Origin of the sequence: Propionispora sp. 2/2-37 (genome assembly GCF_001298735.1) — a bacterium.
Lineage (GTDB): Bacteria > Bacillota > Negativicutes > Propionisporales > Propionisporaceae > Propionispora.
In genome coordinates this window covers 1-26,509 of record NZ_CYSP01000022.1, presented here as the reverse complement: position 1 = coordinate 26,509, position 26,509 = coordinate 1, and the positions used below count along the sequence as shown (strand labels likewise).

24 protein-coding genes are annotated in these 26,509 nt (G+C 49.5%); 15 read left to right on the top strand and 9 right to left on the bottom strand.

Annotated elements, in window-relative coordinates; translation table 11 throughout:
* The first annotated feature begins 34 nt into the window (after window positions 1-34).
* A complete protein-coding gene (locus P22_RS18265; RefSeq protein WP_054261675.1) occupies window positions 35-2,065 on the top strand; it encodes a methyl-accepting chemotaxis protein in 2,031 nt (676 codons plus the stop codon).
* Window positions 2,066-2,267: 202 nt separating this feature from the next.
* Window positions 2,268-3,044 (top strand): CheR family methyltransferase, encoded by a 777-nt coding sequence (locus P22_RS18260; protein WP_054261674.1) that lies wholly within the window; start codon window positions 2,268-2,270, stop codon window positions 3,042-3,044.
* 14 nt (window positions 3,045-3,058) lie between these two features.
* Here P22_RS18260 and P22_RS18255 read toward each other — a convergent pair whose 3' ends face one another.
* Together P22_RS18255 and P22_RS18250 are read right to left on the bottom strand one after the other, a co-directional pair.
* A complete protein-coding gene (locus P22_RS18255; RefSeq protein ID WP_054261673.1) occupies window positions 3,059-4,213 on the bottom strand; it encodes a D-alanyl-D-alanine carboxypeptidase family protein in 1,155 nt (384 codons plus the stop codon).
* Window positions 4,214-4,347: 134 nt separating this feature from the next.
* Entirely contained in the window at window positions 4,348-4,743 is a 396-nt protein-coding gene (locus tag P22_RS18250; RefSeq protein WP_054261672.1) for a hypothetical protein, read from the bottom strand.
* Between the two features lie 220 nt (window positions 4,744-4,963).
* Here P22_RS18250 and P22_RS18245 point away from each other — a divergent pair, with 220 nt between their 5' ends.
* Window positions 4,964-5,638 carry a Crp/Fnr family transcriptional regulator gene (locus P22_RS18245; protein WP_082378557.1) on the top strand — a complete coding sequence of 225 codons (675 nt, stop codon included), beginning with the start codon at window positions 4,964-4,966 and terminating at the stop codon, window positions 5,636-5,638.
* 157 nt (window positions 5,639-5,795) lie between these two features.
* On the opposite strand, the gene P22_RS18240 is transcribed toward P22_RS18245, so the two are convergent.
* The gene (locus P22_RS18240; protein ID WP_054261670.1) at window positions 5,796-7,931 is read right to left on the bottom strand and encodes a cell division protein FtsA; all 2,136 of its coding nucleotides are present in this window, start codon (window positions 7,929-7,931) and stop codon (window positions 5,796-5,798) included.
* 162 nt (window positions 7,932-8,093) lie between these two features.
* Between P22_RS18240 and P22_RS18235 the strand changes: the two genes are divergently transcribed.
* Genes P22_RS18235 through P22_RS18225 form a run of 3 tightly spaced genes read left to right on the top strand, consistent with a single transcriptional unit; the run spans window position 8,094 to window position 11,243 of the window.
* The gene (locus tag P22_RS18235) at window positions 8,094-8,927 is read left to right on the top strand and encodes a DegV family protein (protein ID WP_054261669.1); all 834 of its coding nucleotides are present in this window, start codon (window positions 8,094-8,096) and stop codon (window positions 8,925-8,927) included.
* Window positions 8,928-8,969: 42 nt separating this feature from the next.
* Window positions 8,970-10,583 carry a DAK2 domain-containing protein gene (locus P22_RS18230; RefSeq protein ID WP_235814718.1) on the top strand — a complete coding sequence of 538 codons (1,614 nt, stop codon included), beginning with the start codon at window positions 8,970-8,972 and terminating at the stop codon, window positions 10,581-10,583.
* Window positions 10,584-10,613: 30 nt separating this feature from the next.
* Complete coding sequence (locus P22_RS18225) at window positions 10,614-11,243, top strand: cyclodeaminase/cyclohydrolase family protein (protein WP_054261668.1); 630 nt, start codon at window positions 10,614-10,616, stop codon at window positions 11,241-11,243.
* Window positions 11,244-11,569: 326 nt separating this feature from the next.
* On the opposite strand, the gene P22_RS18215 is transcribed toward P22_RS18225, so the two are convergent.
* The 4 genes from P22_RS18215 to P22_RS18200 form a co-directional block, all read right to left on the bottom strand.
* The gene (locus tag P22_RS18215; RefSeq protein ID WP_054261666.1) at window positions 11,570-13,759 is read right to left on the bottom strand and encodes a Tex family protein; all 2,190 of its coding nucleotides are present in this window, start codon (window positions 13,757-13,759) and stop codon (window positions 11,570-11,572) included.
* A gap of 280 nt (window positions 13,760-14,039) precedes the next feature.
* Window positions 14,040-14,537: a preQ(1) synthase gene (queF, locus tag P22_RS18210; RefSeq protein ID WP_054261665.1), complete on the bottom strand. Its 498-nt coding sequence runs from the start codon at window positions 14,535-14,537 to the stop codon at window positions 14,040-14,042.
* Entirely contained in the window at window positions 14,534-15,040 is a 507-nt protein-coding gene (locus tag P22_RS18205; RefSeq protein WP_054261664.1) for a QueT transporter family protein, read from the bottom strand. Before P22_RS18205 ends, queF begins: the two co-directional genes overlap by 4 nt.
* 290 nt (window positions 15,041-15,330) lie before the next feature.
* Window positions 15,331-16,341, bottom strand: a complete 1,011-nt coding sequence (locus P22_RS18200; RefSeq protein WP_054261663.1) for an HD-GYP domain-containing protein — start codon at window positions 16,339-16,341, stop codon at window positions 15,331-15,333.
* Window positions 16,342-16,558: 217 nt separating this feature from the next.
* On the opposite strand from P22_RS18200, the gene P22_RS18195 reads away from it, so the two are divergent.
* The 3 genes from P22_RS18195 (at window position 16,559) to P22_RS18185 (ending at window position 19,574) form a co-directional block, all read left to right on the top strand.
* Window positions 16,559-18,946 carry a diguanylate cyclase gene (locus P22_RS18195; RefSeq protein WP_054261662.1) on the top strand — a complete coding sequence of 796 codons (2,388 nt, stop codon included), beginning with the start codon at window positions 16,559-16,561 and terminating at the stop codon, window positions 18,944-18,946.
* 109 nt (window positions 18,947-19,055) lie between these two features.
* Window positions 19,056-19,253 (top strand): ferritin family protein, encoded by a 198-nt coding sequence (locus tag P22_RS18190; RefSeq protein WP_054261661.1) that lies wholly within the window; start codon window positions 19,056-19,058, stop codon window positions 19,251-19,253.
* Window positions 19,254-19,271: 18 nt separating this feature from the next.
* On the top strand, window positions 19,272-19,574 hold the full coding sequence (locus tag P22_RS18185) for a spore coat protein (RefSeq protein ID WP_054261660.1): 303 nt from the start codon (window positions 19,272-19,274) through the stop codon (window positions 19,572-19,574).
* 85 nt (window positions 19,575-19,659) lie between these two features.
* Here P22_RS18185 and P22_RS18180 read toward each other — a convergent pair whose 3' ends face one another.
* A complete protein-coding gene (locus P22_RS18180) occupies window positions 19,660-20,544 on the bottom strand; it encodes a diacylglycerol/lipid kinase family protein (RefSeq protein WP_054261659.1) in 885 nt (294 codons plus the stop codon).
* Between the two features lie 205 nt (window positions 20,545-20,749).
* Between P22_RS18180 and P22_RS18175 the strand changes: the two genes are divergently transcribed.
* Both P22_RS18175 and P22_RS18170 read left to right on the top strand, forming a co-directional pair.
* Window positions 20,750-21,178, top strand: coding sequence for a transcriptional regulator PerR (locus P22_RS18175; RefSeq protein WP_054261658.1), 429 nt, complete (start codon window positions 20,750-20,752; stop codon window positions 21,176-21,178).
* A gap of 136 nt (window positions 21,179-21,314) precedes the next feature.
* Window positions 21,315-22,202, top strand: coding sequence for a peptidase MA family metallohydrolase (locus P22_RS18170; RefSeq protein WP_054261657.1), 888 nt, complete (start codon window positions 21,315-21,317; stop codon window positions 22,200-22,202).
* Between the two features lie 27 nt (window positions 22,203-22,229).
* On the opposite strand, the gene P22_RS18165 is transcribed toward P22_RS18170, so the two are convergent.
* Entirely contained in the window at window positions 22,230-22,448 is a 219-nt protein-coding gene (locus P22_RS18165) for a hypothetical protein (protein WP_054261656.1), read from the bottom strand.
* Between the two features lie 180 nt (window positions 22,449-22,628).
* On the opposite strand from P22_RS18165, the gene P22_RS18160 reads away from it, so the two are divergent.
* The 4 genes from P22_RS18160 to rlmH all read left to right on the top strand — a co-directional run bounded on the left by P22_RS18160 (window position 22,629) and on the right by rlmH (window position 26,455).
* Window positions 22,629-23,975: a phosphomannomutase/phosphoglucomutase gene (locus P22_RS18160; protein WP_054261655.1), complete on the top strand. Its 1,347-nt coding sequence runs from the start codon at window positions 22,629-22,631 to the stop codon at window positions 23,973-23,975.
* An 86-nt stretch (window positions 23,976-24,061) separates the two neighbouring features.
* Complete coding sequence (locus tag P22_RS18155) at window positions 24,062-24,874, top strand: MBL fold metallo-hydrolase (protein WP_054261654.1); 813 nt, start codon at window positions 24,062-24,064, stop codon at window positions 24,872-24,874.
* Window positions 24,853-25,974 carry a S1C family serine protease gene (locus P22_RS18150; protein WP_054261653.1) on the top strand — a complete coding sequence of 374 codons (1,122 nt, stop codon included), beginning with the start codon at window positions 24,853-24,855 and terminating at the stop codon, window positions 25,972-25,974. The genes P22_RS18155 and P22_RS18150 overlap by 22 nt, the downstream gene beginning before the upstream one ends.
* Before the next feature lies 1 nt (window position 25,975).
* Window positions 25,976-26,455 carry a 23S rRNA (pseudouridine(1915)-N(3))-methyltransferase RlmH gene (gene rlmH / locus P22_RS18145; protein WP_054261652.1) on the top strand — a complete coding sequence of 160 codons (480 nt, stop codon included), beginning with the start codon at window positions 25,976-25,978 and terminating at the stop codon, window positions 26,453-26,455.
* Window positions 26,456-26,509 lie beyond the last annotated feature (54 nt).

Here is a 26,509-nt window from a genome sequence, read left to right as displayed (position 1 = left end):
TCTGATAGATAAAAATAGGAGAGGGGGACTATTGATGAAAATAAAAAATATTCAAACCAGATTGTTGATCATTTTGTTGCCGCTGGTGTTAATTGCCTTGAGTGTCCTGGCCGGAGTCAGCTACTATCTTGCCAGAAGTGCCCTGAATAAAAGTGTCGATCAAATGGCTATGGCTGTGGGAACCGATTATGCCGGCAGGATACAGGCGGATATTCGCCTGCGGCTGGCGCAATTGGACGATCTGGCCAGTATGCAGCAGATTCACAGTGCTGACTCAGCGCAAATTACGGCAGCCCTGACGGAAACGCAAAAGCGTCTGGGAAATTTTGATTTGATTTTCTTTGTTGCGCCTGATGGTGCCGGTCTCACCAGCGCAGGGACGGCAGCCGGTTATGGTGAACGCGACTATTTTAAAAAAGTCATGACGACAAGGCAAGCCGTTGTATCCGACCCGTTGGTATCCAAGGCGACCGGTAAACTGGCGGTTGTTTTGGCGGTGCCGGTAATTGCTAATGGTCAGGTGACCGGCATGATTGGCGGGACATTCTCCATGGAACGTTTGAGCGATATGATGAAGGATCTGAAATTTTTGGACACCGGCTATGGACAACTGGCCGATGATCAGGGGATGATTATCGCTCATCCGAAACGTCCTGAAATGGCGGGTAAATTAAATCTTTTAGAAAAAAAGATCAATCCGGAATTAAAATTGCAGCAAACCGATCTGGATGAAAGGCTGACTAAGCTTTTTAAAACGGCAGTTGATTCAGGGGTTCAGACACAGGGGACCTATACCTTTATTGACAATGTGCCACGAACTGCGCTTGCCACCCCGTTTGATCTCCCGGGCGGACAGCGTTGGGTGATGACGGTATCGGCACCGGAGTCGGAAGCGGCGCAGGCGGTTAGTTCTCTGGCGCGGGCTATGCTGATTATATCCTTGGTATGTTTAGTACTGGCGGCGTTGGCTATTATCTATATTGCCAAATACTTTGCTCAACCGATTGCAGCCATTCGTGACGAATGCTTGCTGCTGGCCGGCGGCGATTTGCGGGAACGGGAGTCGAAGGTCGTTTCGGAGGATGAAATCGGTCAGTTGGCCCGGGGGTTCCGGGATATGCGTCAGGGGTTACGTGCGCTGGTGGCCCGGGTGCACGACCAGGCCGAACATTTGGCGGCATCCAGTGAGGAACTGACGGCCAGTGCCGGGCAGTCAGCGCAAGCGGTTAATCAGGTTGCCGCATCGATTACCGATGTGGCGGCCGGTGCGGGCGAACAGGCTACAGCGGCCAACGAAACCACGGCAGTAGTTGAGCGGATGTCGAGTAATATCCAGCATGTTGCATCCACGGCGACCATGGTCGCCGAACAATCCAAGCAGGCTGCTGCCAAAGCGGATGCAGGCAGCCGGTCGGTAAATAAAGCGGTAGACCAGATGGTACAGGTTGAGCAGACCGTAAACACTTCGGCGCAGGTAGTTACTGAACTGGGGGAACGGTCAAAAGAAATCGGCCAGATTGTGGCTACCATTTCCGGTATTGCCGGGCAGACCAATCTGCTGGCGCTTAATGCGGCGATCGAAGCGGCGCGTGCCGGAGAACAAGGGCGTGGTTTTGCCGTTGTTGCTGAAGAGGTGCGAAAACTGGCGGAGCAGTCGCAACAGGCTACCGAACAGATTTCAGCACTGATTGGGGGCATTCAGGTTGAAACGGAAAAAGCCGTACTGGCGATGGATGACGGCACCAAAGAAGTAAGACTGGGAGCGGAAATTGTTAATGCGGCTGGGCAGGCCTTCCAGGAAATTGTGGATTTGGTCAATCGGGTTTCGGACCAGGTGCAGGAGATGTCGTCGGCGGTAGAACAACTGGCTGCGGGCAGTGAGCTGATCGTGGAGTCGGTCAATCAAATTGACGATTTGAGCAAAAAAGCGGCAGCCGAAGCACAAACGGTATCGGCCGCCAGTGAAGAACAGTCGGCTTCAATGGAAGAAATTGCATCTTCCAGTCAAAGCCTGGCAAAGCTGGCTATGGAACTCAGAGAAGCGGTAAGCAAATTCCATATTTAAAAAATTATAATAAAAATACCTGCGCCGATTGGCGCGGGTATTTTTGTTGGTAGGATAATGCCGGATTATGTAGAATATAAATATAGCGTAACAGCATAGTTTGAAAATTGTTGCAATTCGTCCGCATGACGCGGCGATAAGGAATTAAAAATAGCAATGCTATAGCCGGTATGCAGCACAAAATGTAAACAGGGGGTCAAGTATGAGCGAGCAAGACTGGGAGACATTTAAACAGAAGTTAAACACAAAATCAGGTATCAATTTGAATGACTATAAACCGGCGCAAATGCAGCGGCGGATAACCAATCTGATGCTGCGGCATGGTGTCTCCACCTATATGGATTTTTTTCATTTGATCGATCGGAATCAAACGTTATATAAAGATTTTATTGATTATCTAACCATCAATGTTACGGAATTTTTCCGTACGCCGGAAAAATTCCGGGAACTGGAAGAGAAGGTGCTGCCGGATTTATTGACAAAAAGTCCGAAGCTGAATATTTGGAGTGCCGGCTGTTCCATCGGGGCCGAACCGTATTCACTGGCGATGATTCTGAGCGAACAGACTCCCGGTACCCGGCATCGTATTTTAGCCACCGATCTGGATGTGGAAATACTGGCAAAAGCGCAGAAGGGAGTATATACCAGCAACGAGTTTAAAAATATCACCGATGCAAGGGCCGGAAAATACTTTAAGCAGTCCGGCGGCCAGTATATTATCAGTGATGAAATCAAGAGCCGGGTGGAATTTAAACGGCATAACCTGCTGTTAGACAAGTTCGAGGCGGGTTTTGATCTGATTTTATGCCGTAATGTGGTTATTTATTTTACAGAAGAGGCCAAAGATGCCTTGTATCGCCGGTTTTTAGCGGCTTTAAAACCCGGCGGTGTATTATTTGTCGGCGGGACGGAAGCCATTTTAAATTTCCGTGATATCGGTTTTCAGCAGTATCTGCCCTTTTTTTATCGCAAACCGTAGAAAGACCGTTTTTTTTATAAAGCCCCCCAGTTGGAAAGCAGACGGAACATAGTTGTGAGATGATTCAGTACGACACGGGGGATAGTGCGTTCTTCCACCTCCTGTCCGGCGGTAATATCCACGGTTTTGACCGCCTGATTGTTGACGAGAAAAACAATTTCGCCAATTTTCTGTCCTTGATAGACAGGGGCCTTTAGTTTGTCCGGCAAATTCACTTTAACGCTTACCTGCGGCAGCTCTTCGGCAGGAACCGTCAGAGCGGCATAGGAATCCGTTACTGCATCAATTTCCGGGCTAAAGCCCCGCTCTACTGGAAGAACGTTGATAATATCACCGGCCTGGGCATATTCATACAGCGCAAAGGATTCAAAGCCATACTTCAACAACTGCATGGAGTCATACCAGCGGGAATGATCGTGAAGTACAACGGCAATGAGCCGTTGATTGTCACGTGTTGCACTGGAAACCAGACAGGGGCCGGCTTCACCGGTTGTACCTGTTTTTACCCCATCGGCATCTTCCATCATCCAGAGTAATTTATTGGTATTGCGCAAGCTTACATCATGTCCCTGCCCTTTACGGTCCAGCCATTCGATTTCTGTTTCTTTTGTACTGACAATTTCTGCAAATAAAGGATTTTGCAGGGCATAACGGGCCAGACAGGCCAGGTCGAAAGCCGTGGCATAATGACCGGCAGCACTTAAACCGTTGGGATTGCGAAAATGGCTGTTAGTGATACCTAGAGTCAGTGCTTTTTTATTCATCAGGTTTACAAATTCTTCGCTGGAACCGGATAAGTGCTCGGCGATAGCCACGGCGGCATCGTTACCGGAGCGCAGCAAAAGCCCGGTAACCAGTTCCCGCAGGGAAATGAGCTGTCCGGGATAAAGATGGAGGGAGGAACCGGGAGTGGAGGCTGCCTGGGGACTTACCTTCACTATTTCGTCCAGGCGTCCGCTTTCCAGAGCGATAATGGCGGTAAGGATTTTGGTGGTGCTGGCCGGTGCATTGCGGCTGTTCATTTTTTTATCAAACAGAACCTGGCCGGTTTTAGCATCCATCAGTACTGCAGCCCGGGCTTTTATGTTAGGCGGTGCGGCGCTGACCTGGGCGGTAGCCCAAAAAGCGAACCACAGGACGAACGGTACTATTTTATAAAATGATTTCACGCATGATATCCCTCCCGCGTTGAACTGCTGCTGGCGGCCAGCTTATCAGCTCTTTTCAAGAAAAATATGTTTTATATATATTGCAGAGGTTTTGGTCGCATGAATAGATTTAGCGGAAAATGAAAATAAGCCGGTTAGTGGTAAGGATAGGGCTTCAATTGCCGCCAATGGCTCTGTATTAATTGCTCGTAGCGCATCATGGCAGCAGTTCGTTCATTGCGTAAGGCTTGCACGGAACTTAAGATTTGCTGGTCAAAATAGTATACTTTCTGTTTGGACAGGCTGACGGGTTTTTGGTATTCTTGCAGCTTGGTGGCCACTTTGGCATTGGTGCGGCCGCATTTTAACAGTACGGCAGGTTCCAATAAATCCGATCCGTCATAACGATTGATCAGACAGTTGGGTTCCAAATGGTCAATAATGTTCTTCTCTTCTCCTTCCCAGATAAGAGAATTCTGGCATTGCGGACACTGAGCGGTAAAATCAGGCGGTAACCAAGTATTACAATTCCGGCAAACAACTCCCGTCATAAGAAACACCTCCGGTTGTCAGATTTATTTAGCTTTAATTTACCCGGGAATAAGAAAAATATTTGATAAAAATGCATAGAGAGTTTTGACTACTACGGCTGGACGAAATTTCCGGTAAATAAAATTAATTCGCTGGAGGATTTGGCGGGGTCATTACCTAACTATACTACATGCAATCTGCAAACAAGAAAGGCAGTAGAGACATATCGAGGTGTGGCCGGTGGACGAACTGAAAAAAGTGCCGCTGTTCGCTGATTTGAGTGATGAACAGCTTAGCCAGGTGAAAAAGTGCAGTACTGAGCGGTTCTATCGCAAGGGAATGATTATTTTTATGGAAGGACAGCCGGGCGAGGGCTTTCACTATCTGCAAAGCGGCAAGGTAAAGATCGCCAAAATATCCGATGACGGACGTGAACATATTATTCATGTGCTGGGGCCTGGCGATATTTTTGCCGGTGTCGTGCTGTTTAACCAGGCGCCTTATCCGGCTACTGCGGTGGCGTTGGAAGATTGCCGGGTCGGTATGATTAAAAATACCGATCTGGAACGTTTGGCGCTGCAGAATAATGCGCTGGCACTGCATCTGATTAAAGCCATTAATCAGCGGCTGCTTTATGCTCAGCAGAAAATTGCCGACTTGGCACTGAGCGACGTGGCAACCCGCACGATTGAGGTGCTGCTGCGGCTGGGCAGGGAAAAAGGCCGGCGCAGCAAAGACGGGTCACTGGAGGTTGAACTGGCACTCTCCAGACAGGATCTGGCCAGTCTGGTAGGTACTACCCGGGAGACGGTCACCCGGACGTTAAGCTCGCTGAAAAAGAGTAAACTGATTGATTTTGACGGGCATAAAATTGTCATTTTATCTGAGGATAAGCTGGCGGAGCTGTTATCCTAATTTCCTGACAAGAAGGGTTGATCTGATAATTTTGGCGCAGAGTTTCCCGGCCTGTTCCAGGACTTTCAGGGGGAAGCGGGTCCGGGGGTTGAAAAAAGGGAATGTCTCAAATGGTGTTTTAACCTGTTTGAGACATTCCCTTTCTATTCTTTCTGGATCACTCGATTATGATATCCAGTTTGTCGCCATTTTTTAACGGATTGGTGTATTCTGCCGGCTTTTTATTAAGTAAAAGCGTGACTTTGGCGTTGGGCGGCAGAGACCGGGGATCGAATTTAGCCGCCAGCAGGGCATCGCTTACCATGGGGTTGTGCTGTTCCTGGGAGGAAAAATCAATAACACTGCCGGATGGAGCTGTATTGTCCGGCGAAGCTGGCTTGCCGTTTAGCGATACCGAGTGACGTACAGTCGGGATGGCACAGGCCTTGCCGTTGAAGAGTACCGTTATATTTTGCGCCGGTACATCCAGTCCCAGGAGTTCGGCTATAGTAGGCTCAGACGGCAATGTGAACTGGATATGATCATCCGGTTTGACCGGAGTGGCCGCATGGGCAGGTATTTCCCTGCCGGAACGCCGGATGGTCTGCTGCGGAGAGACGCTGTAGTGGCGTTCGGTTCCGTTAATGGTATAGATATATTTCGCGGAGGAAACAACATTTCCGGTTAAAGACAAAACTTCTTTCAAGGTGGACGGAAGGAGGCAGGATACATCGTCACGGTCAGTCAGAAGAGTATCCTCCGACGCCGGCTGGCCGTTAACGGTAATCAGGGGTTTTATTTCATAAGGGTTGTGATTAATGATGACAGTATAGGGGGCGGGAATGGCGAGCATGTCTTTAACAGCGGGAGCGGGGGTTTGTCCGTCGATGCCGGGGGTTACCGTAAGCACGTCATTTTCGGCGATGGGATCAGTAAAGGCGGCCGGGTTACCGTTTAGCTGAATGGAACCGGGTTTGCCATGGGTACCGGGAATAAATTTAGTCTGGCCGTTAACATTAACCGTCAAACCCAGCCCGGGACGGCCATGCAGGCTGCGAATGTCGATGCCGGTGGCTAATAGGGCGTCCGCCACTGTCAGATTCCCCAGATTAAACAGGTGCAAAGGGGTGTCATTCAGCGTTACGTTGACAAAATTCAGTGTCCTGCTGCCTGATAATCTCAAAATTCCGAGCGGTGTAACGGCATCAGGCGTTCGTAAAGAGTCGGGAATATTTATCAGTCCCTCGATAGTCTCCGGACGGCGGATGCCTACCCGGCTGGCCGGGACGTCCAGTGCCTGCGCCAGCGCTTCCGGCAGCATGGGTGTCAGCGCTCCGCCGCCGACCAAAAGAACGGCCTGAGGGGCGCTGCTGTTTAATTCGAGAATCTGGGCGGCAATGGCTTGAGCCAGTTGTCCGACATCAGTGGCAATCGCTTCGGCAATTTCCTGTGACGGTATTTTGTGTGAACAGCCCAGCACATCGGTAAAGCTGATTTTTTTATTTTTGCCGTTCAACTGCCGCTTTACTTTTTCCGCCACATTAAAGTCCAATAAATATTTTTGGGAAATAGCTTCCGTGATTTCGTCGCCGGCGCAGGGGACCATGCCGAAGCCGATCACCGAGCCCTCCCGGGTAATGGCTACGTCCGAGGTGCCGGCACCGACATCCACCAGGGTAAGATTAAGATGGCGCATGGTCGGGGGAATGAGGACACTGATAGCTGCGATCGGTTCGAGGGTCAGTGTTGCCATTTCCAATCCGACAGTCTGGATGGCTGATTGCAGGGAATCAATAACCTGACGGGGCAAAAATGTGGCGATTAGTTCGATACCGGCCTTCTTGCCTCGCTGACCAACCAGACTTTTTAAAGTCGTATTATCCAAACGGAAGGAAACCACGCTATAGCCTACGCAGTAGTAGAGGGTCGGATCGGCAACCGCATGGGAAGTGGCCAGTTGATGCTGGGCCGCCTGAATGGCCGCCAGTTCCAGAGCATGTTCATCCTCCAATGATAGAATACGGCCGGGAACTTCGATTTCCGCTGCCGAACGGATGGTGCATAGTGCACGGCCGGCAGCGGCTACCGAGACCTTCTTTAATGGTCCGCAGGTTGACTCCAGTTTTTTTTTCACACTGTCAAGTATGCTGGCAACCTCCATGACGTCATGGATTTGCCCGTCCAGCATGGCGCGGGTATGGTGTTCCTGGCGGTCGGACATGATAATTTTAACGGCATTGCCGGTTTGTTCGCCAACCAGGCCGATCACGCTCCGGGTGCCGATATCCAGGGCGAAAAACAATTGTTTTTCCATGAAAACACCTCAAAAAATATCATTAAATACTTTATTATTTCGATTTTAATAAACAATTTCCTCTTTTATCAGGCGATAAGCAAAAGTTGTCCCCAGTATCGGGGTGCCCGCCGATATGGTAGAATAGAGAGGAAAGAATTAGGAAATAAGGAAGGTGAAACCGTGTCCGACATTCATTTTGTTGTTGACAGTACCTGTAATGTTTTGCCGGAGTTTTTGGCAGCACATCCCAATATACATGTAGTACCGCTCAAAGTACTGTTTGGCGAGCAGGAGTACCGGGAAGATTGTCTGATGGCCGCTGATGTATTCCAACTGGCTGCAAAACTGCAAAAACATCCAATGACATCGCAGCCGTCCCATGGTGATTTTATCAAGGTATTGGAACCTTTGGCCAGGGAGGGGAAGCCCGTTGTCGTGATTACACTGGCCGCCGGGCTTAGTGGGACGTGGCAGGGTGCTTCAGCGGTGGTTAGGGAGCAAGGCTGGGAAAATATATATGTGGTGAATTCCTGTTCGGTGGGCAGCGGAATACTCAGTATGCTGCATAAAGCTTTGGAAATGAGCCATGATGGAGCGGAAGCCGTTGCCATCGCCGGGGAACTTAACCGTATGGCCAGAAAGAACCGTGTCGTTTTTATGGTTGATTCCCTTGGCTTCTTACATAAGGGCGGCCGTATTGGCGGCGCGGCGGCACTGTTTGGTTCTATTTTGCAAATTAAGCCGCTGCTCTATCTGGGTGCGGACAGTCAGGTCGGTGTGCTGGACAAAGTACGGACGCAGAGTAAAGCCATCGCCAGGATGATGGAAGAGATTGAGCAGCCGCCGGCTTATATTAGCGTGGCGAATATCGGTATGGAGGAAGCGGCGGAGGAAGTGCGGCTGGCTCTTGCCCGGCGCTTTCCGGACGTACCGGTCCTGGCTGAACAGCTGGGGGCTGTACTGGCTGTCCATGTAGGGCCAGGGGTATTGGGGATCATTTATCGTGAGAAGTAAAGAAGTTTGTAAAACCCGGCAGTAAAGTGAGGGGGAATTGTTTTGACGCAGGCAGTGAAATTAATATCAGGAACCGAATTTAAACATATGATTGCCGCTTCCTATCAGAAATTCATGCAGGAACATGAGGTCATTAATAATCTTAATGTATTTCCGGTGCCGGATGGAGATACGGGCACCAATATGCTGCTTACGCTGGGGTCTGTTGCCAGGGCGCTGGGGGAGGTTACGGAAAGCAGCATCGGTGCCGTCAGCAAACGGGCGGCCGATAGTGCTATTATGGGAGCCAGAGGAAACTCCGGGGTTATTTTGTCGCAGCTCTTTCGCGGTCTGGCAAGAGGGTTGGCCGGTAAAGAACAGGCAGCTTCAGCGGAACTGGGCAAGGCCTTTCAATATGGAGTGCTATACGCCTACCGGGCTGTTGCCCGTCCGGTTGAGGGAACCATTCTGACGGTTGCCAAGGGAATTGCCAAGGGCGCTCACCGGGCCGTCCGGGACGGACGGCCTTTTGCCGACATATTAACGGCCGCCATTGCCGCCGGTGAACATGAATTGCAGCGCACACCGGAATTGCTGCCGGCGCTAAAAGCCGCAGGAGTCGTTGATGCAGGAGGATACGGACTGATCGTATTTTTAAAAGGCTGCCTGGCGGGCTTAACCGGCGATTATGCCGGCCCGGAAGCGGAAGTGGGCCGTCAGTTGGTCATAACCGACAGCAAGGCAGTGATGGCCCATCCATATTGTACGGAATTTCTTGTAAAAAACAGCAATCTAAACAGCAGGCAGGTCCGGAAAATATTGCAGCCTTTAGGTGAATCCCTGGTACTGGCGGAAGGAGCGGACCTTTTAAAAATTCACATTCACACCGCCCATCCGGGGAAAATCCTGGAGAAAGCTCTTACCTGGGGATCGCTGCATGACATTAAAATCGACAATATGGCCGATCAGCACAAGCAGCAGCTGACGCCACACGAGATGGACGCTCCTCCGGCCGATAAAAAGAAAACGGCGGTTTTAAGCGTAGTATCCGGGAAGGGACTGGCGGATATGATGAAAGAACTGGGAGCAGACGGAATTATTCCCGGCGGCCAGACCATGAATCCTGCGGTAGAGGACTTTTTGGCCGCTGTCCATGCCTGTCCGGCCGAAACCTTTATCCTGCTGCCCAATAATAAAAATATCATTTTGGCCGCGAATCAGGTGCAAAAGCTGCTGCCGGACCGGGTACAGATCATACCGACGATGAATGTGCCGCAGGGGATGGCTGCATTGATGGCTTTTTCAGCGGAGGCATCCCTTGAGCAAAATGTGGAGCGAATGACACAGCGTATGCAGGAAGTCCGGGCGGCGGGAGTTACGGTTGCCGTACGGGACAGTCTGGTTGATGGCCGTCCGGTTCCGGCAGGTTCGTATATCGGGGTGATGGACGGCGTGATTGTCACGCATTCTCATGAACTGTCAACCGCTCTGTCAGGACTGCTTAAGGCAATGAGTCAGCCGGAGCCTGAACTTGTCAGCTTATACTATGGCAGCCTTATTGATGAAAAAGAGGCACGCCGGCTGGCGGCTGAGGCGGCAAAATACCTGCCGCATACGGCGATAGAGGTGTATGACGGCGGACAGCCGCAATATCATTTTCTTATCAGTGTCGAGTAACCTCTGGTGAGAAAGACAGGAGTACGGAGTATGCTGATTTCCTTAGGTATTAAAGAATTGTCCGATCGAACGGCCAGTCAGGTTCCGCCACCGGGTGGCGGCAGCATGGCTGCCCTTTCGGGGCTTTTGGGAATAGGATTGTTACAGATGCTGATAAATCTGTCGCAACAGACGCCGTTGCTATCCGCCGCTGGTTCGCTGAGGGAAAAACAGACGGGTTTAGATAAACTGCGGCTGCAGCTGCTGGCATTGGTGGATCGTGATGCCGAGGTACTGGCGGAAATTCTGGATATTTTCCGGCGGACGGATCATACAGCTATATTGGCTGATGCCGAAGCGCAGCAGAGAATACAAAAAGCTGCCAAAGAACCTTTGCAAATAGCTGAGGCCTGTCTGGAGGCCCTGCTGATTGGCAGCAGTCTGGTCGGAAAAGTACCGCCGCATGCCGCCGGTGACCTGGTGACCGCCGTACTGGCCTGCCGGACCGGGATTACGGGGGCGCTTCTCAGCACGGTGGCCAATCTGTCTTGGCTTGCCGATGCGGAACTGGTAAAAAGACTGGAGGAAAAAGTGAGCCAGATGAAAAAACAGGCGGACCAAGCGGCAAAAGCACTGGAGGATATGGTGTACAGCCGTGACGGCTATCAAGCTATGCGTTGAGGTAAAAAGTGAAACAAGGCCGTTGTTTCAATAAAGATTAACTGACTGCGATTTTTCCATTACCTTCCCTACGGTTCTTTTGTGAAAGATCCGAAGGATGAAAAAACGCCAGTTTACGTTAAGAATTCGTTGTTTGAGCAAAGGAAGTTTACGAATTTTAGTAAGCTGGCCTTTTCCCAAGTATTTCGGAAGAGGCAGTCCTAAGAATTTTGGTACTTTTGTTTCGGCAAAGTACCAATCGGGTATTTTAACATTGTTCTGGTTTAACACAGAAAAGGGATGTCCCCAATGGTGGTTTTCACCTATTTTGAGACATCCTTTTGTGTTTATTTTACTCCGGTATTGCTATCGGCAGCCTGTTTGAGGCTTAAGCCGATACGGCCGCGTGTTTCATCTACGTTGATGACAATAACTTCCAGTATGTCGCCTACCGAGACGATATCCAGGGGATGACGAAAAGGCTTATAACTAAGCTCGGAACGGTGGATCAGGCCGTTGACTTTAATCCCGATATCCACAAAGGCACCGAAATCGGTAACATTGTGAACGGTTCCCCGGACGCGGGTTCCGGGAGTAATATCGGATAATTTTACGATATTTTTACGCGTCAGCGGCAGCGGCAGATCCGCGCGCGGGTCACGTCCCGGTTTGCCCAGTGCAGAGACGATATCACGGAGAGTCGGTTCACCCGCTTGGAGTTTCTCCGCTAAAGCGGCCGTATTGACTGCAGCCAGTTTTTCCTGCAGGTTTTGTAAGGTCGCTTTATCTTTCAATGCGGTGGTTGAACAACCAAGATGTGCTAAAACCGTTTCAGCGATATGGTAGGATTCCGGGTGTACCGGGGTGTTGTCCAGAGGATTATCCGCATTATGCAGTCTCAAAAAGCCGGCACACTGGGTGAAGGCAGCCTGACCCAGACGCGGCACCTGTAAAAGCTGCTTGCGGGAGGTGAAAGAACCGTGCTCATCCCGGAAAGTAACGATGTTTTTTGCGACGCTGGCATTGATACCGGCTACATGTTTTAACAGCTCAATAGAAGCCGTGTTGAGTTCCACCCCGACATGGTTTACGCTGGAGCCTACGACCTGATCCAGTGTGTTTCCCAGTTCTTTTTGATTGACATCATGCTGGTATTGTCCTACACCGATGGACTTGGGGTCGATTTTTACCAGTTCAGCCAGCGGGTCCTGGATGCGCCGGGCGATGGATACGGCGCCGCGGATGGAAACGTCAAGGCCGGGTAGTTCTTCTTTGGCCAGTTTAGAGGCGGAATATACCGAGGCACCGGCTTCATTGGTAATGAGATAATGGACGGGCAGGTTATGTTCCTGAATAAGGCGGGCTACAAATTCTTCCGTCTCATAGGACGCTGTGCCATTGCCGATTGAAATCAGCGTAACACCGTGTCTGTTTATGGTTGCTAGCAGTTCCCGTGCTGCTGTTTCCTGCTGCGCAGCGCTCATCGTAATATAGAGGGTACCAGTCGCCAGTACCGCTCCGGTTGGACTGACAACGGCCATTTTACAGCCGGTGCGGTAGCCGGGGTCCAGGCCCATGACCGTATGTCCGGCAAGCGGCGGCTGCAACAACAGTTGGCGCAAGTTCAAGCCAAACACCCGGATCGCCTGATGTTCGGCGTTTTCGGTTAACTGCGCTCGCACCTCCCGTTCCATTGCCGGGAAAAGCAAGCGTTTATAGCCGTCCGCGATGGCATCCTGCAACACTTCCCGGAAAATGGAGTGTCCGGTGATGACCTTACGGGTGATAAAACTGATCAGATCTTCATGCGGTGCCGACAGCGTAACTTTAAGCAGTTCTTTTTTTTCGCCGCGATTAACGGCCAGCAGCCGGTGAGAAGGAATTCTTTTAATAGGTTCCCGGTATTCTTTATAATTTAAAAAGTCTTTTCCGGCTTCTTCCGGGACAGCCAGTTCCGTGACAAGTTCGGCGTGCTGCCACAGCCGTTGACGGATGGCGGCCCGGATATCGGCCTGTTCACAAATAGTCTCGGCCAGAATGTCTTTGGCGCCTGCCAGGGCGGCATCAGCGGAATCAATTTCCTGCTGCGGGTTGATAAAGTTTCGGGCAGCCTCTTCCGGTGTACCGGAGGTCAACTGCTGAGCCAGTATCAGTTCAGCCAGCGGTTCCAGGCCCTTTTCGCGCGCTACCTGGGCGCGGGTGCGCTTTTTGGGGCGGAAGGGAAGGTACAAATCCTCCAGCTCTTGCAATTTGCTGCAGTTAAGAATGGCAGTCGATAATTCCGGTGTTAATTTGCCTTGTTCGGTAATATTGCGTATAATTTCTTCCTGACGTTTTACCAGGTTACGCAAATAATGCAGGCGTTCTTCAATGGTACGGATTTGCTCTTCGTTAAGTTCGCCGGTGGCTTCTTTGCGATACCGGGCAATAAAAGGAACCGTATTGCCGTCGTCCACTAACTTGATTACCGCCTCGACCTGATAAGGTTTGACTTGTATTTCCCGGGCAATAGCGGCGGGTATCTCTTGTATGATCACTAACAAATCACCTACTTTATTTATGGTTTTGCCGCTATATTATATCATATTTTTACCAGTTATGAAATTTTGCGGAAAAGCGGTATAGGTTTCAATAATTATCTGGTGATACCCAGAACTGTAAACGGAAATCCTATGCTTTAATAGGAAAATGATAAGGGACGGAAGTAAATAAAGCTGGTGTGATGCCATATATTTGTCCTATGTTAGAACAAATATATACCAACAGAGGGACCGGTGAAAATAAAAACCATGCCCTTTGCAGGACACGGTCTGAAAATCAGCGGTTATCAATTTTTTCAGGATACATATCATGCCAAAGCAGACGTTCAGTTGCGGCTTTTTCCCAGTGGGTACCCTGTTTGCCGTAGTTGGCATAGGGGTCGATGGAAATGCCGCCGCGAGGGGTAAATTTTCCCCAGACTTCGATGTATTTGGGAGATAATAATTTAATCAGGTCTTTCATAATGATATTAACGCAGTCCTCGTGGAAATCACCGTGGTTGCGGAAACTGAACAGGTAAAGTTTCAAGGATTTGCTCTCCACCAGCAGTTTGTCAGGAACATAGGCAATATATATGGTGGCAAAATCAGGCTGTCCGGTCATTGGACAGAGGCTGGTAAACTCCGGGCAGTTAAACTTCACAAAATAATCATTTTCAGGATGCTTGTTGGCAAAAGATTCAAGAATATCCGGATTGTAGCTATAGCTATATGATACTTTTTGTTTGCCCAGCAGGGTTACGCCGGCAAGTTCCTGTTTACTTCTTCCGTTCATATTCGTTCCTCCCGTGTGGTAATGTTTATTAACTGTTTGTATAGCAGAACACCGGCAATGCCGGGAATGATCTGGCCGGTGCAAAGACTTACCGCCAGTACTCCGTAAGGAACGGCAATAAGCCAGGACAGCCAAATGGGCACAATGAGGCCGGGGACGAAGATGATGGGTAGGGCCATCATCCATTGGTTTACACGGTAGCGGGCCAACAGACAGACCAGCGAACTGGTAACGATGCCGACGACTGTGCCGCCGATGATATCCGGCAGGCCCAGGCCTCCCATCAGGGTATTACTGATGAGATTGGCCAGACCGAGCGGCAGGATGAGAAAAGGATAGATGGCGCTCAAAATATATAAGGCAGTGGCAATGCGGATTTGAAATTGACCAAAGGCAAAGCCTTGCGTCAAAAACATGATGCTGACATACAATGCAATGACAATGCCGGAAAGGGTAAGTTTGCGGACCATATTGTCCGGTGCCGGCGGCTTTATTGTATTCATGAGTTCCTCCCTGGCTTAGGGCAAATAAAAAAGAGGCGCACGCGCCCCAAAAAAATGCCGCATAAAAGCAGCTTAAGCCCGTAGTTTTGTTTTAAGACAGGATGGTTACGAACTGTCTTATGTATTGTTTTTCAGGACATAATTATAGCGCGATTTTAAGAAAAAGTCCAGCAGTAGTTTCCCGGGTTGTGCCGGGTGAGCAGGCTGGCGGCAATCCATAGAAAAAGCTTAGAGCAGGCTGGTCAAATTACGGACGAGCCGGAGTCCGGTCGTAAGCTGAACAGCCTGCTCTAAGCTTCAATTAATTCGGTGATGGTGATATTGGGGCGGTAAACCAGGTTAAGATCAAAATAGCCGGAAGCATCGATAATGCGCACTGTCGGGCGTAAAGGAAAATGGAGGCGGTTTTTTACGACATAACCGGTCTGCCCGGTGTTGAGACGGATCAGACAACCGATAGGATAAACGGCAACCGTATGAAAAAAAGCTTTTAACAGATTAAGATCGTAGCGGGTATTGCCCAGTGACAGCATGGACTCGGAAACTTCATGCAGCGGGGTGCCTTTGGTTACGGCCCTGGTTACGGACAGGTCATAATCATTGGCAATCATGACCAAGCGTGATAAAGGATGAATAGTATGTCCGGTTAAGCCGGCAGGAAACCCGGAACCGTCATAGTGTTCGTGGTGTTCAGCCGCAATGCGGGCAATGATATCGCTCATGCCGCATTGTTGCAGCAGTTTTTGGCCGCGCAGAGGGTGAAGTTTATCCTGACCAGGAGCGTTGGCGGGAACAGCAATGGACGAACGGCCGATATCGTGCAGCAGAGCACCCATAGCCAGATCATGCAGTACGGGGCGGGGCAATTTTAAGTAAAGGCCGGTAATAACCGAAAGCAGACAGACATTCACGGCATGATGGATGGCGCCCGGCTGCAGGCAGCGTATCTGATAATCCATGATTTGCGGCAGTTCCGGTTCCAGCTGGTTGATAATCGAGTCGGTAGCGTGTGATAATCTGCGGTAATAATGCTGTTCAGCCTGTATATCTTTGGTTGTCATAGTAAGCAGTGCTTCAAAACAGGTGAAAACTTCCTGGCGCAGTTCGGCGGTGAGTATGTCACGAGGGCGGAGTGATTCGGCATACGGATCACGAATGGCCAACTGGTGAATCCCGAGTTTTTGTAAGCGGCGTATGTAAGTCTCGGTCAGAACAATGCCCTCTTCCAGTAATAAATTCCCCCGTTCATCGATAACATCGTTAGCTAACACCATGCCGGGCTTAGCGTTGTTTAAGCGCATTATGTTCACCTCGGTCAGTTTCTACTTATTCCTATTATACAATAACATGAAACAAAAAAAATGTGCCTTTGTCCCTCTAATACTAGGACTGTAGTCTTATTTTACTATATTTCGTCCTTGATGTTAGAATTTCCTTCCAGATGAATACGGAGTCACCGCTTATATTATAGATTCATATTATGTAAAAAAGAGATTTTTGGGGGAGGGAGGGAACGGAATGTCCCCATTGTTGGATAAAGGAAAAGTGAAACTACATTTATTCCTGATCGGGTTAGGATTGCTTGGGCTATTGGAGGTAGTTTCCTGGCGCCCCGATCTATTCTATGTTATTTTACCGGAAAAGGCCTATCTTCTTTTACACACAGTGATTGAATTTGCCAGCATCATTATCGGAATTTCTGTTTTTCTAATTGTATGGTACAGCTGGCCGCAGACCCATAACGGGCGGGATATGGTTATCGGTATTTCCTTTTTGGCAATGGGTATGTTTGATTGGATGCATGTACTGACCTGTAACCGGATTGCTGAGGCTTTCCTGGCGGACAGTAGTAAACAGGCGCTGGCGTTCTGGCTGGCCGGCAGAATATTTGTTGCCAGCGGGCTTTTCCTGGCCGCTTTTATGCCGCGCCGGGGCCGGTACCGGACGTTTGACCGGCTGCATTTTACGGCACTGGGCGTCAGTATGGCTGTTGCCGGTTTACTGCTGATCATGGGTTTTTCCGCCTGGCTGCCCGACCTGACCTGGTCAAGACAGGGGATGGGGCATGACGGAGGTTGGCTGTCGTATCTGACTATCGGTCTGCATGCAGGGGGGATTTATTTTTATGGCAGACGCAATCCTTCGGATCAGCACGTCTGCCTTATTCGTGCCGCCCTGGTCTGCAGTCTGGTCAGTGAACTGGCAACCGTGTTTTTTGCCGGTAACCGGCATGACAGCTACGATTTATTAAGTCACCTATACCGGCTGTCAGCCTATTTTCTGATTCTCAGAGCATTGTTCGGTACATCGGTGTTGCATCCGTATATCCGTATTTCCCGTCTGGCTCATTCACTGCGTAATTTGGCTTTACGCAATGCCAAACTGTATAAGGAAGCGAGAGAAAATCATCAACTGTTGAAGGAAACCCTAATACAGCTTGGTGCAACCGTTGCTTCCAAAAATAATCTGGATGAAATGCTGGAACAGGTCATCCGGTCGGCAGCTGTTGTTTTTAAGTGTGATCATGCTTATCTGGCACTGGCAGAGGGTACTCCTGCCAAATTGAAACTGGTTGCCTATGTCAGTAGCTTTAAACCGCCGGCCGAACTGCTGCCGGAACACAGCCTGCTTGGTAAAGTGTTTGCCAGCAGGCAGGCCATTGTGATTGATAGTTTTGCCGGTGTTTCGGGCCAAATTGTTGCTACGCTGGAACAGGCCGGGTTGCACTCCATGATGGGAGCTCCTATCCGGCATAATGGCAATATTATTGGTGCTATCGGGCTGTTTTCACGCCGGTTTTCTAATTTTACCACCAATGATGCCGCTTTTTTGACGGTATTTGCCCATCAGGCAGGAGAGGCCATTAAAAATGCCCGTTTTTTTGCTCACACAGTACAAAGCTTTAATGATCTTAAGGTGCTCTATGATATCATTGAAAAAATTGCCATGCAAATGTCTCCTGGTGATTTACTGGGGCAAGTGACGGGAAAAGTGCAAAATCTATTACAAGCTGATGGTGCTGTTGCTTTTGTCATGCATCATCGCGATGACGGACTGCATACGGAAAAGGTATTCAGCCAACACTTTTCAGATCAGGAAATCAGTAGTTTGGGTAAAGTGTTTTCTGATAATACGGCCAGTTGGCCGTGGAATGACCTGGGTGACAGCCTGGTAACCATGTCCATTCTTAATCACCGGCGACTGCATATTCTGCCGTTATTGTCGGGAGGAATGCTGCAGGGATTGCTGGTTTTTAGCTGGAGCGATCCCAAAAAAGAAATACCGTCAGGTTTGGATATTATGCTGAGTACTATTTCCCGGCAAACGGCAGTGGGGCTGGAACGGGCATACCTTTATGAAAGTGTGCGTAAAATGGCTTTAACCGACGGCCTGACCAAGCTGCCTAACCGCCGCCAATTCGATAACTGTCTGGCCAAAGAATATAACCGGGCCGGCTTGTACCGACGGCCGGTCAGTCTGGTTATGCTGGATATCGACTTTTTTAAAAAAGTCAATGATACGTGGGGGCATCTGGCTGGTGACGAAATTTTGCGGCAGCTCGGGGGACAGATACGGAAACTGTTTCGCAATACTGATTTTCCGGCCCGTTTCGGCGGAGAAGAGTTTGCTGTTGTTTTGCCGGAAACGGCACTGGAGGAGGCGGTAGAGCTGGCGGAGAATTTCCGGCGGCAGATTGCCGAGAACCCGTTTCAAGTGGAAGAAAATCAGATTGCGGTTACGGTGAGTTTGGGTATTGCCTCCGCCAAGGGCGATATGCTGGAAATGTTAACGCCCGGTCAGCTTTTGGAGGCTGCCGATCAAGCGTTGTACGAGGCCAAGCAAAATGGCCGCAACCGGGTCATGGTATGGAAACCTTCTGATTCATCCATGCCGATAGATCAATAACTGCATATTCCGTCACCCTTGGGTATATGCTATGTTTGGGCCGGAACGGCTCGCCTGAAATGGAAGGCGCAAAAGCGGGTATCCAAGTGACGGAAAGGGGGGACGGAATATGTTATCACAAAAAGAACTGCTGCAGGTGGAAGATTTCCTCAACATGGAGCAAACAACGGTGAAGAGTTTGAATTACTTTGCCGCCAATGTGCAGGACAGCCAGGTCAAACAATTATTTCAACAAATGGCGCAGAAAAATCAGCAGCATTTTCAAGCCATCAGCAAGCATTTAAACGCAGGCCAAACCCTACAATAAAAGAAGAGGTGAGTATGAATGGCGCAAAAGCAACAGAATCAGTCCGGACAGATGACCATCAATGGCCAGGGGATGCAGTTTACCGATCGCGATATCATGCAGGTATGCCTGAATGAGTCGAAACATTTGGCTGAATCGTTGAATACTTATATTCTGGAGTCGACCAACGATCAGCTAAGACGGGATTACATGACTATTCTGGGGGATGTCTATAGCCAGCAGAAACAGTTGTTTGACGTAATGCAGCAAAAGGGTTATTATGATGTGAAAAATGCCAACCCACAGGATATTTCACAAGCCGCCGGTAAGTTCAGCAGCTGACCTGACATTTCCTTCAATAAAAATACCCCTCACCTGACGGTCTATAGTGTCTGACCAGTGAGGGGTATTGCCATTTTCAGGGCTTTTACTGCGGCATGAAAACCTTGAGCCGGTTGGGCAGTGCGGATAATCGCAGCGGCAGGGGCGGGCCAAGTTCACCGTCCAGATCGCTTTCCAGCGGTTCATCACAAGTGATGGTAATGTCTCTGGCCTGCAGATAGGTGATGTTTTTATGGTTGGTATGATTGCCGGTGGCCAGGGCGATTAACAGACGCATAAATTCCGTTACGTTGCAGCGGTTGACGATTAAAAGATCCAATTTGCCGTCATCCAGCCTGGCAGCCGGTGCCAAATTGGTAAACCCACCGGCAACACCGCTGTTCATAACCAAAAATAAGAGGATATCATCTTTAATCACCAACCCGTCGGCATGAATTTCAATAGGGAGCGAACGGAAGTTGGGCAAGGCTTCCAGGCTTTTTAAATAATAAGCCACTTTACCCAGCGTATTTTTCAGGGTAGTATCGGTTTTATGGACAACAGATGCCAGCAGCCCGGCACTGGCGACATTCATGAAATATTTGTCATTGATCATGCCGACGTCAATGGAACGGCAGCGGCCGCCGGTAATTACACCGACGCATTGTTCCATGCTGCGGTCAATTTTCAAAAATGCGGCGAAATCATTGCTGGTACCACAGGGAATCAGGCCTAACGGTATGGTGGTATTGGCTTCCAGCATAGCGTTGACGACCTCGTGAATGGTACCGTCGCCGCCGGCGGCAATAATACCGTCGGCGTGGAGCTCTTCAGCCCATTGAATAAATGAGGGAGTATCCTCTTTCTTTTCCGTACGTGCGGGAATGAGCAGGCAGTGTTGACGCTGAAACAGTTGAATTACGTAGTCGAGTTCGGTTTTAAAAGCGGTATTGCCGGAAAGCGGGTTGTAAATTAATAAAAATCGTCTCACTTTTATCTCTCCAACATGCGGTGTATCGTGCCTACAATTACTATAACATTTATGTGACTATTAATATATCCCCTTTTTTGAAAATGTACAACAGCAGGAAAGAGCGTTCCGGAATTCTTCTCTTGACAAAAAAAAGAGAGTTGTGTAGAATAAATACAACTAAAGGATAATTATTATCATAGAAAAATAATGAGTTGGTGAAGTTATGGATTCTATTACAACGTTGCTCCGTAATAAAGGTTTTAAGGTTACGCCCCAACGTTTGGCGATCTACAACGTCCTGGTGAATACGAAGACGCATCCCAGTGCAGAAATGATTTTTAATGAACTCCAGCCGGTGTATCCCACAATGAGCCTGGCTACCGTTTATAAAACGGTGGAGATTCTGCGGGAACTTGGCATGGTGCAAATGCTCAATGTGGGAGAAGACAGTTTTCGCTATGACGCTATTGTAGAAACGCATCCACATATTTGCTGTACGGCCTGTGGCCGTGTTGACGATTTGGAGGGAATTGATTCCGCCGAATTTGTTAAATCGGTCGAAGCCGCCACTCCCTATGAGCTAACCGGGCAACAATTTTATTTCTACGGTATTTGCCCGGAATGCCAGAAGAAGAAAATGCAGCAGCATTGACGTTGATGGCCCGGTTCGCCGGGTTTCTTTTTTTGCCCTCTTTTATGTTTACATAAATTACAGCTAGATAAGTCATGTTTTATAAGCTATAATGAGTATCTTGGTGTATTTATGTAAAGTAAAAGGAGGTGCTGTCATGCGGATGCTAGGTACACAACAGGATATTGGCGTCTTCAGCGGTATAGTTGGACTGATACTGGCCGTGTTGCTATTTGTCCATTTGCCGTCCAGACCGCAGGCCTGGCTGTATTCGCTGGCCCGGCAGGCGGCACAGATAAAAATAGAGTATGAAACCCGTTATATGGAGAAATGGGAAACGGAGCATTTTGTTATTAAGTATACCCCGGAGGATGAAGCCGTACTGCCGTTGGTCGCGGAAGCAGCCGAACAGGCATACCGGCCGGTTACAACCTTAATGGGGCATACGCCGCCGGCTAAAACGCTGGTTGTTATTTATCCGGATAAAGCCAAACTGCGGCAGGTATTTGGCTGGTCGCAGGATCAGAGCGCCATGGGCGTGTATTGGGGTGGTGTCATCCAGGTTTTATCACCACAGGTCTGGCTGCAAGACGATAAAGATCAATTGGCGCAATTTATCCGTACCGGTCCGATGGTACACGAGTATACCCACCTGGTTTTTGATCATATGACCCATGGCAATTATACGCGCTGGTTTACCGAAGGACTGGCGCAGTATGTGGAGTATAAAGTGAATGGGTATGAATGGATTACCCCGTATAATAATCTAAACTATCAGCTTTATACGATGGCCGAACTGGATAATAGCTTTGATGATCTGGGCAATCAGTCATTGGCCTATCGTGAATCATTGGCAGCCATACGGTATATTGCCGAGGTACATGGCGAAGATAAGCTGCAGGCCGTTATCGCCGGCCTGCAGGACGGAAAAACCACGGAACAGGCCATAACTCAGGCATTGGGTATGAGCTACGAGCAATTTGCCGAAGCATGGCCTGCATGGATGAAGCAAAACATGAAATATGATGCTGAGTCGGCATCATAACCCGGAGCCGGTCTCCGGGTTGTTTTTTTACTCTTCACTCGAGTCGGAATACGATTCTTCCGAGTCGGAACATGATTCTTCTTCCCGGCTGTTTTTCAGGACACAAAGTATCTCGGATAATAATTCAATAATTTGCCGGTTTTGGGCAATGGCCACAGATTGATCCTGAGCAATAGTTTTTAAAATAACCAGATTCTGATTGAGCTCACCAATCGCGTATTTTATAATTTTTTCTGGAGAAGCCATAGAAAAACCTCCTCTACATACTTGCCCTTCGCAGGACAGAACTTTAGTTACGTCTGTATAGGGTATGCGGCAGCAAGAAAAAGCGTGACATGAATCGCCCCGCCCTGCCGGATTGCTTGTTTTTTCCGGTAGGCTCGTGCTACAATAAGCCTATTGAAAGGGTTCTTGAAAGGAGATTGTATGAGTATTTACCATGCTTGTGATATACGGGGCATTGCCGGTCAGGAGCTTACCGAAGAAATAGCCCGGAAGATTGCCCGGGCTGTCGGAGTCAAACTGTCCGGTAGGAAAGTGGTTGTCGGCGGTGATATCCGACTGTCCACGCCGCTTTTTCGCCGGATTATGGTGGAAGAACTGGCTGCTTCCGGCTGTGAGGTCGTAGATATCGGCACGGTGGCCACACCGGTTTTTTACTTTGCGTTGAAAAATACCGGGGCTTATGGCGGAGTGATGGTTACAGCCTCCCATAATCCGGCCCCTTACAACGGTTTTAAACTGGTTCTGGGGCCGGAACCGGTCACGGAGGCGGATATTGCTGAAATCGAACGGCTGGCCGCCGAAGGAGCCGGCACAACGGGAGCGGGATCAGTGAGCCTGGTGGATATGGCCGATTCATATATAGCCTACACTGCCGGCATGGCGCAAAAAAACAATATGAAAGTGGTTTTGGATGCCGGCAACGGTGCGACAGCAGCCTTTGTACCACGCCTGTTTCGTGAACTGGGCTATCAGGTGGTGGAACTGTTTTGTCAACCGGACGGACGTTTTCCCAACCGGTCGCCTAACCCGGCCCTAGCCGAAAATCTGGCGGCGTTGGGCGAAAAAGTGCGGCAGGCTGGAGCCGCCATGGGGGTGGCCTTTGACGGTGACGGTGACCGGGTGGCTTTTGTGGATGAAAATGGCCGGGCAGTTGCCAATGATGGTATTATGGTGATCATTGCCCGTTACTACCTGGAGAAGCAGCCGGGGACGATTATTTATGATGCCAAATGCTCCATGGTAGTGCCGGAAGAGGTGGTTAAAGCCGGCGGCCGGGCAGTCATGGCCCGTGCCGGACATACCTTCAGCAAGGCGGCTTTTATCCGGGAGAAAGCCCTGTTTGCCGGTGAAATCAGCGGGCATTTTTTCTTTAACGAACTGGGCTATGATGACGGGATGTTTGCCGGTCTCAAAGTCTGCGAGTTTGTTGCCGCACATGGTTCGCTGGCACAGCTCATTGCTGCCTTGCCTGCTTACGAACTGACTCCTGATATTCGCGTGCCTTATACCGGAACGGACAAAGAGGCGATTCTGGAGACGGTTGCTGCCCGCCTGGCCGATTATCAGCCCAACCTCATCGATGGAGTCCGAATTGAATTTGCCGATGGCTGGGGCATGATCCGCGCTTCAGTTACCGAGCCTCTTTTTACTCTGCGGTTTGAAGCCAAAACCCATGAGCGGTTGCTAGCCATCATGCGCATTTTGGTGGAAGCTTTACCGGAAGTTATTCAGGGCGCAGTGAGAGAAAAATTACCTGCTTTATCATAAAGTAAACTGGTGCTAACAGAAAGAGGATTTACTGGTTAAAAAGCGAAAGATACACATGTATTTTCCTAATATAAAAGGAGTTTGTTATGCAGGTTCATGTTTTGGCAAGCGGCAGCAAAGGCAATGCAACTTTTTTACAGTTCAACGATACGAATATTCTGGTGGATGCCGGTATCAGTGCACGGCGCATAAAACAAGGGCTGGACCAAATTGGCGCGGCAGTGGAGGAGCTTGACGGGATTGTTATCACCCACGAGCATCGTGATCATATTGCCGGTTTGACCACCCTTGCCCAAAAATACCGCTTACCAATGTATACCCGTCCGGACACCTGGCAGTCTATGGCTATAAAAGATACACTGCCCCTGGAATGCTGCCGGGACCTAAGCGACAGTCTGGACATCGGCAGTGTTAAAATCGAGCCGTTTAGCATTTCCCATGATGCTGCTGATCCGGTTGGGTTTAACTTTTTTGCCGGTCATTGTAAATGCAGTGTGGCAACCGACCTGGGTTTTGTCACTGATTCGGTGAAAAAAGCCCTGTCATTATCCGATATTCTGGTTTTGGAGGCCAATCATGACTTAGACATGCTCAAGGAGGGTTCCTATCCCTGGCCGTTAAAACAGCGTATTTTGAGCAATCGCGGCCATTTGTCCAATGTGGATGCCGGCTGGACGCTCGCCCGTCTGGATAAGAAGAACCGTACGGATATTTTTTTAGCACACCTTAGTCAGGAAAACAATCGTCCGGATATTGCCAGGGATACGGTGAGCGGTATTTTGGAAGAACAAGGCTGGAAGGTGGGCGAAGACATCAATCTTTATCTTACTTATCCCAATGATATTGTCAGCATGCCGGAAGGTAAGGAGGTTTCTTTATGGCACAGTATAAAAAAATAACACCGTATATTATCATTGCCGTCATTGCCGCTTTGTTTGGCGGGGGACTGGTATGGGGATACGGCAGTAAATTTTTAGCTAAATCAGCTACACCGCAAAGGGCGGAAATTCCACAGAATCTCGTTCAGACACCTGCCGGGCAAGGGCAAGTATCCGATGCCCGTAATACCCCGGTGGTCAGGGCGGCCCAAACGGTTGGACCGGCTGTTGTGGGTATTACCAACAAGGCTTATGCCCGGGATTTTTCCAACCGTAAGGTTTTGGTGGAACAGGGAACAGGTTCGGGCGTTATTTTTGATGCCAAGGGTTATATCGCCACGAACTTTCATGTTGTACAGAATGCGCAGGAAATATCAGTATCGTTAGCTGACGGCCGGGTTATTGACGGCAAGGTGCTGGGCACTGATGAAGCGACTGATCTGGCCGTAGTGAAAATTGAGGCCGATAATTTACCGGTTGCCACTTTCGGGGATTCGGACAGTTTGATGGTAGGTGAGCCGGCTGTGGCTATTGGTAATCCTCTGGGGCTGGAATTTCAGGGCAGTGTTACTGCCGGAGTGATCAGTGCGCTCAACCGCTCGCTTGAAATTGGTGAACGGAAGTTTAAACTCATCCAGACTGACGCAGCCATCAATCCCGGTAATTCCGGCGGAGCGCTGGCCAATGCCGACGGGGTGGTTATCGGCATCAACAGTGCTAAAATCTCCGTCGCCGGAGTGGAGGGAATCGGGTTTGCCATACCGGTTAATACGGCACGTCCTATTTTGCAGTCCATCATCGAAAAAGGCCGTGTAATCCGCGCCTACCTTGGCATTGGGGTGCTGGATAAAAATTCGGCGGCGCAATACGGCTATGAACTGAATATTGATAAGGGCGTCTATGTCGCTAAAGTCTATCAAGACGGACCGGCAGCCAAAGCGGGGATTAAGCAGGGCGATATCATTCTTACGGTAGCCGGAACGGAAACCAACAGTGTGGCTGATTTGCGCTCCGCCACAGACGCTCAGGCAGTTGGTTCTCAGGTGGAAGTTGTCGTTAAACGGGAAGGGAAAAATGCAACTCTTTCGGTGACGCTGGAAGAAATGCCGGCTCAACAGTAATATGAAAATTACTATTGTTGCTGTCGGTAAGATCAAAGAGAAATATCTCACGGCCGGTATTGCCGAGTTTACAAAGCGGCTGGGCCCGTATTGTAAACTCGGTATTATCGAAGCAGATGAGGAAAAAATGCCGGATAACCCTTCGGAAGCCGAGAAAAGCAAAGCTCTGTCCCGGGAGGGAGAGCGCATGCTCAAATACATCAAACAAGACAGCTATGTAGTGGTTCTTGATGTAACCGGCAAACAATTATCCTCGGAGGAGCTTTCCGCCAAATTGGATGCGCTGGCCCTATCCGGCAAAAGTGAGATCACTTTTGTTATCGGCGGCGCCTTCGGCCTCGCCGATAACATCCGGTCAGCCGCCCACGAGCGCCTCTCCTTTTCCAAAATGACCTTTACCCACCAGATGATCCGCCTCCTGCTGGTAGAACAAATTTATCGGGCGTTTAAGATTAGTAGAGGAGAACCGTATCATTGGTAACGGCGAAAATAGGCTTACTCAATTGAAGAGTAAGCCTATTTGTGAGAGTAAGAT

Coding starts and splice junctions, on each gene's coding strand:
- P22_RS18190 (WP_054261661.1), top strand. CDS start 19,056: ATGTTATCACAAAAAGAACTGCTGCAGGTGGAAGATTTCCTCAACATG.
- P22_RS18165 (WP_054261656.1), bottom strand. CDS start 22,448: ATGGCTTCTCCAGAAAAAATTATAAAATACGCGATTGGTGAGCTCAAT.
- P22_RS18225 (WP_054261668.1), top strand. CDS start 10,614: ATGCTGATTTCCTTAGGTATTAAAGAATTGTCCGATCGAACGGCCAGT.
- P22_RS18260 (WP_054261674.1), top strand. CDS start 2,268: ATGAGCGAGCAAGACTGGGAGACATTTAAACAGAAGTTAAACACAAAA.
- P22_RS18240 (WP_054261670.1), bottom strand. CDS start 7,931: ATGGAAAAACAATTGTTTTTCGCCCTGGATATCGGCACCCGGAGCGTG.
- P22_RS18200 (WP_054261663.1), bottom strand. CDS start 16,341: ATGCGCTTAAACAACGCTAAGCCCGGCATGGTGTTAGCTAACGATGTT.
- P22_RS18170 (WP_054261657.1), top strand. CDS start 21,315: ATGCGGATGCTAGGTACACAACAGGATATTGGCGTCTTCAGCGGTATA.
- P22_RS18265 (WP_054261675.1), top strand. CDS start 35: ATGAAAATAAAAAATATTCAAACCAGATTGTTGATCATTTTGTTGCCG.
- P22_RS18185 (WP_054261660.1), top strand. CDS start 19,272: ATGGCGCAAAAGCAACAGAATCAGTCCGGACAGATGACCATCAATGGC.
- rlmH (WP_054261652.1), top strand. CDS start 25,976: ATGAAAATTACTATTGTTGCTGTCGGTAAGATCAAAGAGAAATATCTC.
- P22_RS18195 (WP_054261662.1), top strand. CDS start 16,559: ATGTCCCCATTGTTGGATAAAGGAAAAGTGAAACTACATTTATTCCTG.
- P22_RS18250 (WP_054261672.1), bottom strand. CDS start 4,743: ATGACGGGAGTTGTTTGCCGGAATTGTAATACTTGGTTACCGCCTGAT.
- P22_RS18160 (WP_054261655.1), top strand. CDS start 22,629: ATGAGTATTTACCATGCTTGTGATATACGGGGCATTGCCGGTCAGGAG.
- P22_RS18150 (WP_054261653.1), top strand. CDS start 24,853: ATGGCACAGTATAAAAAAATAACACCGTATATTATCATTGCCGTCATT.
- P22_RS18155 (WP_054261654.1), top strand. CDS start 24,062: ATGCAGGTTCATGTTTTGGCAAGCGGCAGCAAAGGCAATGCAACTTTT.
- P22_RS18205 (WP_054261664.1), bottom strand. CDS start 15,040: ATGAATACAATAAAGCCGCCGGCACCGGACAATATGGTCCGCAAACTT.
- queF (WP_054261665.1), bottom strand. CDS start 14,537: ATGAACGGAAGAAGTAAACAGGAACTTGCCGGCGTAACCCTGCTGGGC.
- P22_RS18175 (WP_054261658.1), top strand. CDS start 20,750: ATGGATTCTATTACAACGTTGCTCCGTAATAAAGGTTTTAAGGTTACG.